Below are 10,691 nucleotides of genomic sequence, written 5' to 3' on the forward strand. Positions count from 1 at the left end.
ATATCTGCAACGCTAATAATTTGTCCAGCAGTTACTGCAGCCCCATGTAAAATAAGGGTTCCTTCAAGTGGTAATGTGTTTATTTTCACAGCTTGAAGACTGTCAGCGGGATTATCTTTCGGATCTGTGAAACCAAAATCAGTCGTTTTAATAACTACAGGTGTATCTTCCGTAGTCGTTATATTTTCATCAGTGCCGTCAGGGGCATCATTAACTGAACGAATAGTCAATGATAATGTAGTACTGTTTTCCATAGTACCATCAGACATCTTATATGTCGTAGTGGGTATCGGACCATTATAATCAGGAGAAGGAGTAAAACTGAAGTCTCCATTAGCTTTAATAACTAATTCACCTTTACCATTAATAGTAACTGTCTGTCCTGCTTGATATACGGTTGTATCACCCTCTATACTAAACGTAGTGATGGTTATGGGATCACCTTCCGGATCACTGTCATTAATCAATAAATTACCTGTCAGTGTGGTATCTTCAAGCACAGTGCTATTTTCAGGCAGTGCATTAGGGGCATCATTTGTACCATGAATCGTGACAGTTATTTTTTGTGTAGTGCCATCGGTAGCAACAGCATCAAATGTCACAACTCGTACTTCACCAGCTTTAAGTGCATCAACGAAAGGGCTATTATCGTGTAGTTCATACGTCCATTTTCCGGATGCATCCATAGTAAAGGTACCCAATGGTCCGGTTTTCCCATCTGGGACAAAGCCATCAATACTTGTTATTTGAGCTGTAAATTTTGGTGCTCCAGGTATTGAGTTATTTAAACCACCAGGTTCAGTGACATCTCCAATAAAAATTCCGTTAATTACTGATGGGGGGATAACGATATCGGGTATAACAAATGAATCTGCTGTTATAGTTTCTAATATGGGTCTGAATACGATTCCTTGGGGATCCAGTTCTGATTTGTAATTATCAAGTGCGAGAGGTAAGTTACTGTATCCAGAGAATACCAGCCCTGCGCTATAGATGGGATCCAAATAATAAGATTCGCTGCCCGATCCTAACACGTCAACACCGGCTGCGGTAGCTCCAAGAATATCAAGAACCAGCGAGGGATCTATGCCTTTTGCCAGTGCTTCCTTAATAATTTCTTCATTGGCGTTTAGGGATCCAAATTTTAATACTGGGGAAATTCCATCAAGAGGAAAAGGCTTATTCAAAGCCAATGCTTCCGGGAATCCTTCAATAAATTGAATGTATGCTTCACCACTTAATAAGGTAAGAATATCGCCTTGATGCAGTGGAGCACCTGACTTAACGATATGCGCTTCTCCATGCGCATTGACTTTTTCAAGTATTCCATTTAGAGCTCTTACAACACCGATGACTGCTTGAGTTAACATCTTCGATCCCCATCAAATCGCAACTATCCAAATTAAGCATAGTTCATAAAATGCTCGAAATGGCCGATTTAACGTAACAAAACCGTTAAAATTTGAATCATAATGGATCAATTTAAAAATGCAATTATGGTGTGTTTACTAATAACAAATTTGATAAACATATTAGCGTGGTTAATGCATCTGCTTCATATAGATTAATTAAATTTAAAATTATAAAAAAGTTATTTAACATCAAATTCATAATTACAAATGTGTAAAGGAAGATTGATTTCGGATCTATATATTTATAATTAGGGACAGATGAGTTGACTTTATAGACCCTACGTGACGATGATTTTCCCTGGAGTCCATTTTTTTAATCGAGAGCCAAGGGAGCTCTAGGAAAATATGTGATGCGTCAGACAATGGGACTGAACTGGATTCTTGATGATGTACAAGAGATAAAGGTTTAAAGCTCAGCAAATGGGGGTCAGGGGATCACAAGTCAACCGACCCTTAATTGCTAAAACAAGAATAACGGTATATCAAATACTATTGGGGTGTATATACCACTAACTGGCGATCAGAAACATCGGACTCAGTTAACAGATCAATTATTCGCCCTGCCCGGTCTACCGCAGTAGCCGTGGTGCTGTTATAAACGTTTGGATTATCTTTAATTTTACGCAGTTCTTCTTCAGCCTGTTTTAATTTAGATTCAACGGGATCCGGGCTGTTATCCAATACCCTCATACGAAATAAAAACGCCTCAACTGCGCGAAATTTCTCCTGCCCTAAACGCCAGCCACGAAAAATCTGTTGAGCATTTATTCCTAAATAAGACTCAAGCGGGGCTGAAATAACCTTTAACTCAGGTGTCCGGAACTGCATTCCTTCTTGCATATTCTGGCTTGCGAGAATGAGATCCATACACTTATTAGAATCATCTTCAGGCATACTCTCCTTACTTGAAGACGAAACAGGAAGCAATGGTGTAAAAATAGAAGAGCCAATTTGTAAGCTCACATCCAGACACTGGTGTGAAGCCCAGAATATCAACTCAAGCAAACGTACCATAAACGTTGTGGTCGCAGTGGCTGTAATAGTACTTATTTCCTGAAGGGTTTTGCCTATGGTCTTTAAATCAGATGATTTACAGGTCTCAAGATATTGACCGCTCTTTAACATAATAAAATAAAGTGCGTAAACGGCAAATAATTCTTCCGCAAATATAAATGTTCCATAGGTAGCGAAAATTACCGGGATGGATTTTATCAAAACTCTTAAGCCAGTAGGTTTAATCTTTCCAGCATCATCGAAAAAATTATTTGATTGATCAAGCAAGTCCTGCAAACTATCATACAGGCTTCGCCCCGTATAAGTACTCGCCTGATTTTTTAAATCATCCAACCATTTTTTACAATCTTCTTTAGTTTTAATATCAGCAAAGTTAGAGTCTTTAAATTGTTCCGGATTCACGAATTTGTCATGGCAAAACTTCAAAAGCTTGAAACAGGCACCATCATTTTTTCCTTCCGATAAACTGTGTTCAAGCCAACTGATTTCAGGTGAATAGCTCGGCTTTCGATCTGGATGAAATGCCACACTGATTTTTCTATACTGACCGGTTATACTCTCTTTTGATGGTCCATTGCCCAAAAGTTGTTGATTCACCAGTTTAGCAAAATCACTCTCTAAACATAACAAAGACTTATCTTTTTTCGCGACATAGCACTTGTGCTCTGAATCAAATGTCGCATAGATCGTTACCAGTCGCTCCAATTCCGCTTCTATAGTCATAATTACTCCTTTAATCAGACTGACTCAACAGGCTCATTTCATTTTAATAAGGTAATGCTTCCTTTTTAAAAATTCAGTAAAAAAGCCAACTACCAGAATACTCAAATAAAATCCGGTCATTACATCACTTAAGTAATGATGGTATAGGAATACTCGGGAAAGTACTACAAGGGTGGCCAGACCAAGAAATGCAAAGAAATATTTTGGAAACAGAACGCCTAATCCAGAAGCCAGGCCAATTACAGTAAGAGAATGTCCTGAAGGAAAAGACCAATATAAATCTTTCGTTTGAAACCAATAAAAACCGAACAGATTATTAGAAAATAATAAATCCGGTCGTGCCCGACTCACGCAGACCTTCAGGATAAAACCGATAAGATTAGGGATGAAAACACAACCTAACAGATACCAGATTCTTGCTTCAAAACGATCGTTTTTTTGAATGAATCGCGAATGAAACCCCAAGAATATAAATAAGACGATATAGACTTTCCATTGCCCGAAAGCAGTCAATACGTTAAGGGCAGGAATAGTGTTGCGGATGTCTAGCTGATGAAAATAAACAGCCGTAGGAATGTCTACATAAAAATAAATTAAAACAACCAGAGCAGCATAGAGAATGATTACCCAGGGTTTCTTCATCAGATTAAAAGTTCGTTCAAATTGAGTCATCTACCAAATCCTTTATAAAAAATACGCTATACAGCATCATATAAGATGGAGCTGTTTTAGCCAAGACCAATGCTTAAAATCAGCTCTGAAGTTCTTTGCTTTCATTTATACGGTCAGATTTTATTCAACACTATTTATCAACTTAGTTCTTGTTAATCGCATCAAGAATTGGATAGAATCAAATCCTGATTTTCATAATAGAATGATTAATGCAAGAATTTACCTTAATCCAACAAGTCTGTATTTGGGCTCTCCCTGTTTTATTAGCCATTACCTTACATGAAGCTGCTCACGCCTACGTAGCATTTAAATGTGGTGATACTACAGCAAAAATGTTTGGTCGATTAAGTTTAAATCCAGTCAAACACATTGATCCCATAGGAACAATACTGTTACCTATATTGGCGGGAGTACTCACCCATTTTAATTTTGTAATTGGTTATGCGAAACCAGTACCTATAAACTGGAATCAGTTACGCCATCCCAGAAGAGATATGATACTGGTTACATTAGCAGGACCGTTTGCTAATTTCCTTATGGCTTTTTTATGGGCTGGGTGCTTTAAAATAGCTACATTTTTACATCCTGAAACTTCAATGGCCGGGCTCTTTTTATTGGTTACCTCCAGAGCCGGGATGGTAATTAACCTGGTATTGGCTTTTTTAAATCTCATTCCCATACCCCCACTTGATGGCAGTAGAGTAGTCAGCAGTTTGTTACCTCCCAGGCAGGCCATGGTCTATGAAAAAATTGAACCTTATGGATTCTTGATTCTGGTCATCTTAATATTCACTAATGTCCTGGGATATATTTTACTTCCACTGATAAACGGTGGATTATATCTACTGAGTCTTATATTTAATTTATGAACATTCTTGCCGATGCCACTCTCCCAGGTTTGGAAGAAGCATTTCCTTCGCCATTTATTCTGACGCTTTATAATAAGCCAGAAGAAATCCCCTTATTGCTTACTCAACAAGACATCCTGCTTTGCAGATCAACATTGAAGGTAAATCATCATCTACTGAAAGATCATCGCTTAAAATATGTTGCTACGGCCAGTAGTGGAACGGATCATATCGATCATGCCTATTTAAAAAACAACAACATTGAGCTTATTGATGCCAAAGGATCTAATGCGACCTCGGTAGCTGATTATGTCGTATCGTCCCTGGCTTATCTCGAACAAGAAAACCTGTTGAATGGCAAGAAAGCGGGAATCATTGGAATGGGAGCTGTTGGCAGTAAAGTCTACCGTCGCTTGAACGCCTTAAATTTTCAAATCAGTACTTATGATCCACTTAAAGCTCACGATGATAGCGCCTTTCAAAGTTGTGAGCTTGAGGAATTGTTTGAATGTGATCTCCTTTGCATCCATGCTGAATTACACAATACAAATCCTCATCCCAGTACCAATTTGGTTGATCTGAACTTCCTGAATCAACTAAATGCAGGTTGCGCTCTCATCAATGCTTCTCGAGGTGGAATAGTCAATGAAGAAGCCTTGGTGAGCTGCCAGAATGAACTGATTTATTGTACCGATGTATATCTGAATGAACCGTCAATCGATGAGCGTATCATTGAAAAAGCTATTTTATGTACCCCTCATATAGCGGGTCATAGTATGGAAGCCAAATACGGGGCTGTCGCTTTGATAAGTCAACAATTACACGAGATGATGAACATACCTGAACCCACCTATGCCCAACCTGACCTGTCTACTGAAATAACATGCGATGCACACCAATCATGGCAGGAACTGATACTTTCACTATACAATCCAGTAACTGAGACCAGAAAACTCAAAGAAGCTCAAAATAAAGAACTGGCATTTCTAAGTCTGCGCAAGCAGCATCAATATCGCCATAATTTTTCCCTTTATATCAATTTAATGCATCAGAAGTTCCCATCTTTTTATAATGGAATTACAGAATCCTGAATACTGCCCATGATATAAACTCCATCTTCCTATTTGTTTCATTAACTTTTATTGATAATGAACCGTAATTCAAAATTAAGACCATTTTGTTAATATTTTGACATCAACGAGTCAATTTAGTTACAATGCGACCACAATTAAACCCATAATTTCTTAAACAAAGGAAAGATAACATTACAGGTATTTTTATATGCCCCAAATTCTCTATGATCACACTCGAATTAACGCTTCAGAACTACTCCAACATTCTGATTTAATTAAAAAAATTCTGTCCAGAGACCTTCGCTATCCTAATGTAAAAAAATTAACAGGATCAAAATACAACAACGAAGATGTCTTTCGAGCAAAAACAGATAAAAAAAATCGTTTGATTTATACCTACATCCTACACAACGAAAAAAAAACTCTGCTGATATTAGCCCTCAATGATCATAATTACGGGCAGGTTAAACGACAATTACGCAGTAAAAATCCAGGTAATATTGAACTAATCACTATTGATGAGGATCTATATCAGGATGCGCCTGAAGCTACTTCAGACACACTATCACTGCTCCCTGCTGTATCCTACAACAAATTAACTCTGGCTCTTGATGATTCCCAACACAAAGCCATGCTGCAAAAAACACCATTAATACTGAATGGACCACCAGGAGCTGGTAAAACTGTAATTTTGTACAATCTGATGCTCAAAATACTTAATTATTATTTTTTAATTTTGAATTCTGATTTGCAAACCAATACAGTGGAAACGTCAGTGGCATCTCCAGTATTGTTTATCTCCCAGTCCGAAAATTTGATAACCACTTTGGAAGAACAATATAAATCAGATCAATCAGGAAATAATCCGAACGTATTATTTTCAACATGGCAGGCATTGCTGGCACAACATCATCCTGATTTAAAATTAATCCAGAATGAAGAGTTTTCCCTTTGGCTAAAAGACAAACTGCCCAAAGAATCCAGCGATGTCATTCATTATGAATTCAGTTTGATTGCTGCCCTTGGAAATAAAAAATATATGGAGCTGGGTAATCGTCAATGTTATTACTCCAAAAATCCGGAAATGCAGAATAGGTTAATCAATTTACTTGAATTATGGCAACTGCATCTCAAGGAACATCAGCTTCTCGATCCGATGGTAACTCGATTAAATCGTCCAAAAAATCAAAAATTCCTCAGTGTCTTTTGTGATGAAGCACAAAATCTGCCACCAGTAGCACTGTGTGATTTAATAATACTCGCGGAGGATCAGCATTTTGTGGCTTGTCTCGACAGTGAACAATGCCTTATCTCCTCACCTTATATCCTCAGTTGCCTCAAAGAGCTCATGCATCAACATTATGGTGCTTACACAGAACAGCCTTTGCCTAAAACCTGGCGATGCCGACCCAAAGTAGCTGAAGCTGCCAATACACTGATGCAGATGAAATACAGGTTAGATGGCAGTGGAAAACGACGAAACTACCATGCTATTGAGTCAATGCATGCCAGCGGAGGCATGGTAAGCTGGATTAATACTCCAGGAATGGAAAAAATACGTGAATTTGGCGCATTGACAGGTACTGTTGTTATTGCCGAGCATCTGGAACCTGGTGAAAGAGAGTTTATTAATAAGCAATTGAATACCAATAATATTCTGACAGCCAGACAGGCTATTGGGCTTGACTTTGATCGCGTGATTTTATGGAAACCTTTTTCAAGCAATAAGTGTTTTCATGATTTAATGCAAAAAATTAAAAAACCCGACACCACCGAGTTAACGTTAGAACAATGGAATATGTTAAATGCCCTCTATGTCTCCATCACTCGCTCTCAATCTGACGTATTTGTCCACGAAGCAAACAATCGTTGGATTAAACTGGGTGAACAATTTTTAGGGCAACTTCCACGTAACCAACTGAGTACTTCATTAAAAGAATATAAGCCTGAAAATGAACAATTAAAATGGGAGCAAGTCATTGAACATCATTTAGCTGAAGGAAGGATATCGGTCGCCAGAGAACTGATGCACTTTCATCTAAAGCTGAATTCGACTGCCATTGAAGAAAAAATAAATGCGCAGAAAAGAATGACTAGCCAAACTGATCACCCGACACCTGCACACAGCGACAGTTCTTCTCAAAAAAAGGAGCTGCCTAAAGAGGACATTCCAAACACAAAAAACACTTCGGGAGCAAGAGAAACGCATTCGAATAGAAAAAAACAGAATCAGCCTAAAGCCAGTCAGTCAACACAAAGATGTAATCTGCCAGAGAAAGAAAAAAACAGCAACCCCGTTGATACCAATTCAGTACCTAAACCCAATACTGCTGCTGAGAAGGTGTCTAAACTGTCTCCGTATGACACCTATATTAATTTATTATTAAATCAATTAAATGAAAAATCCATTAATAATCTGTTTAAACACAAATCAGCGGCCAGACTTTTATTTCAACATCGACTGAGCGATGGCACCTTTTTATTCACAAAGCTCATAAATAATTCTCAATTCAACGATTTAATCCTGCGCCTTGTAAATAAACATTGGAATGCTTTATCCAAAGCGTTCACTCCCGATATTCTCTGTCAATGCAATCCGCCAGACGACATCCCCACCATCCTCCTGCTTACCTTAAAAACGGAGGGGCGATCAATCCTGAAAATGATACTGAACTGTCATGCTGGTCTGGCAAAAGACATCAAAATATCAACCTTAACTTATGTTCCTAAATCGAACACAATTGCACATCATAATGCATCCGTATTATATTGGCTCTTAGCTTATATTGACGGTCGAAAATTTGTAAACAAACTTTTAGAATTGAACCCTGACTTAGGAAAAGAACTCGACGATCAATTCCTGAATCAGTCGCCTGAAGCCAAACCAACAGATACTCTGGAAATCGTTTCGCCAATGTATTGGATTTCGAGCTCAACCACTGGGCTGACTTTGTTAACGAAATTATTAGCTCAAAATCCAAATCTGGGTAAAACAATTACCGGTGAGACTTTATGCCAAATAAGAAAAAAAACCAATAGTAACGATACCAATACTTCAGCATTCTATTGGTTTACGTCATCTTCGCAAGGTCGAGATGCTTTAAATTTATTATTGGATCTCAACCCCAAAATAGCTCAGCAATTAACGGCCAGCGCATTATGTCTGCCACTTACAGCACATGCAGAAATCTATGCGAATGTTTCAGGATTGTTCTGGTTGCTTTCAACTTGTGATGGTCGTGTTCTCCTGAATAAAATATTGACCCTAAATCCGGATTTTGCCAAAGGAATCAGCGCAGAAGCTTTATGTCGGAGACGTACCGTCGCAATGGGTAATAACGCCCATCATTCACCATTATCTTATGCAGCCAACTCCTCTGAAGGTATCGCGTTAATCAAGAGATTATTAGACCTCAATCCAGAACTGAGTAAAAATATTAGCGCGGATGACATGAATTACGCCTTTCAACAAAGAGAAAATGATAGCTCAAGTACATCTACTTCCTTTGTACTTGCAGGATCTATAGAAGGACGTAAACTACTCATCAGGTTAATCCATGCTAATCCTGATATAGCAAAGGGAATAACAGGAAAGACTCTACGTATGGCGACTGGCGCAAACACTCGTGTCAACCCCAATACATCACTATTATATTGGCTCACAGGGAGTGCTGATGGTCGTGCTCTGCTCACTAAGTTATTGGATTATAACCCAAAACTTGGCAAAGAAATTACCGCTAAAGATTTATGCCAAATTCGTAACTCACCGAATCAGATGAATGCAGATACATCACCCCTATTTTGGCTGTGTGGACAAAAAGATGGTAGAGACCTATTAAGGAGATTAATTGACTTAAATCCAGATATAGCGAAGTGCATTACTGCTGAAGCTCTATGCCACGTGATTAGCTTTCCAAATGACCCGGAATGTAGTTCTTCACCACTGTTCTGGCTTGCTGCTAATCCCGATGGGCGAGTATTTCTCAATCTATTATTGGATCTTAACCCTGAGCTGGCTAAATCTATTATCAACAAAGCATTGTATCTTGAACGCCCTTTAAATGCTGTAACTCTGCCAGGTACCTCACCTTTTTTCTGGTTACTAACAGATGCAGAAGGCATGAATGCCCTTATCAAGATGTACAAACAAAATCCCTCTCTGGTTCACAGTATTAATAAGGAAATCCTGTGTACCGCACGTCCACCAAATGCGCCTGAATATGCAAATATATCTCCCCTGTACTTATTTGCAGAAAATACAAAAGGGCAAATGATCTTTTACCAGATGTTAATTAATAATCCGTCGTTGACAGAATGTATCACAGCCGAAGCATTATGTCTGATCACGGATATTAGAGATAAAAATAGCGGCGCTAGTTCCGCGTTCCATAGGTTCTCAACCACTTCATGTGGACAAAACATAATACTCAAGTTATTAGAGAATAACACCAAAATTGCTCAAGGTATTACCGCATCCGCACTATGCAACAAAAGAGGCCCTGATGTTGGAACATTTGCCAATACATCCGCATTATTCTGGTTATCAACTTCAGCTATTGGACATAGAATATTGAAGATTATCCTGGATAAAAATCCAGAGTTTGCGAAAGAGATTCCCGAAGAACTTCTTTGCCTGGAATGTAATTTATCAACTCAGGATATACATAAATCTTCACCATTAGAAATGCTTTTAAAATCCACAGATGGAGAACAGATCCTGAATCGATTGGTTACTTATAATCCCAATTTGGATAATATTATTCAAAAATACAAATCCTTAAACAGCGAGATGAAAGTAGCCTCTCAATTATCGTTCTTTGCTCCAGCTGATAATCAGATGAATAATTCTAATTCCAGTGTAAACCAACCTCCGAATGCAAATACTACCATGAGCAATATCCTATAATGACTCAAAAAAGCAGGGATGCTTTGATACACAGTGAGTATCA

General features: G+C 38.3%; 6 protein-coding genes. 3 read left to right on the forward strand and 3 right to left on the reverse strand.

The genetic code is table 11. The features are described from left to right. The 3 genes from Lqua_RS09545 to Lqua_RS09555 form a co-directional block, all read right to left on the reverse strand. Positions 1–1,370, reverse strand: a 1,370-nt coding sequence (locus Lqua_RS09545) for a VCBS domain-containing protein (protein WP_169792349.1), incomplete at its 3' end; no start/stop codon positions are given. A gap of 531 nt (positions 1,371–1,901) precedes the next feature. Beyond that, positions 1,902–3,149 (reverse strand): hypothetical protein, encoded by a 1,248-nt coding sequence (locus Lqua_RS09550; RefSeq protein WP_058474061.1) that lies wholly within the window; start codon positions 3,147–3,149, stop codon positions 1,902–1,904. A gap of 33 nt (positions 3,150–3,182) precedes the next feature. Next, positions 3,183–3,821 (reverse strand): phosphatase PAP2 family protein, encoded by a 639-nt coding sequence (locus Lqua_RS09555; RefSeq protein ID WP_058474062.1) that lies wholly within the window; start codon positions 3,819–3,821, stop codon positions 3,183–3,185. Between the two features lie 209 nt (positions 3,822–4,030). On the opposite strand from Lqua_RS09555, the gene Lqua_RS09560 reads away from it, so the two are divergent. The 3 genes from Lqua_RS09560 (at position 4,031) to Lqua_RS09570 (ending at position 10,648) form a co-directional block, all read left to right on the forward strand. Continuing rightward, the gene (locus Lqua_RS09560) at positions 4,031–4,690 is read left to right on the forward strand and encodes a site-2 protease family protein (RefSeq protein ID WP_058474063.1); all 660 of its coding nucleotides are present in this window, start codon (positions 4,031–4,033) and stop codon (positions 4,688–4,690) included. After that, positions 4,687–5,760 carry a 4-phosphoerythronate dehydrogenase gene (locus Lqua_RS09565; protein ID WP_058474064.1) on the forward strand — a complete coding sequence of 358 codons (1,074 nt, stop codon included), beginning with the start codon at positions 4,687–4,689 and terminating at the stop codon, positions 5,758–5,760. Before Lqua_RS09560 ends, Lqua_RS09565 begins: the two co-directional genes overlap by 4 nt. A gap of 190 nt (positions 5,761–5,950) precedes the next feature. Next, a complete protein-coding gene (locus Lqua_RS09570; RefSeq protein ID WP_058474065.1) occupies positions 5,951–10,648 on the forward strand; it encodes a hypothetical protein in 4,698 nt (1,565 codons plus the stop codon). Positions 10,649–10,691: the final 43 nt, after the last annotated feature.

This window comes from Legionella quateirensis, from assembly GCF_001467955.1.
Lineage (GTDB): Bacteria > Pseudomonadota > Gammaproteobacteria > Legionellales > Legionellaceae > Legionella > Legionella quateirensis.

Coding starts and splice junctions, on each gene's coding strand:
- Lqua_RS09570 (WP_058474065.1), top strand. CDS start 5,951: ATGCCCCAAATTCTCTATGATCACACTCGAATTAACGCTTCAGAACTA.
- Lqua_RS09560 (WP_058474063.1), top strand. CDS start 4,031: ATGCAAGAATTTACCTTAATCCAACAAGTCTGTATTTGGGCTCTCCCT.
- Lqua_RS09555 (WP_058474062.1), bottom strand. CDS start 3,821: ATGACTCAATTTGAACGAACTTTTAATCTGATGAAGAAACCCTGGGTA.
- Lqua_RS09550 (WP_058474061.1), bottom strand. CDS start 3,149: ATGACTATAGAAGCGGAATTGGAGCGACTGGTAACGATCTATGCGACA.
- Lqua_RS09565 (WP_058474064.1), top strand. CDS start 4,687: ATGAACATTCTTGCCGATGCCACTCTCCCAGGTTTGGAAGAAGCATTT.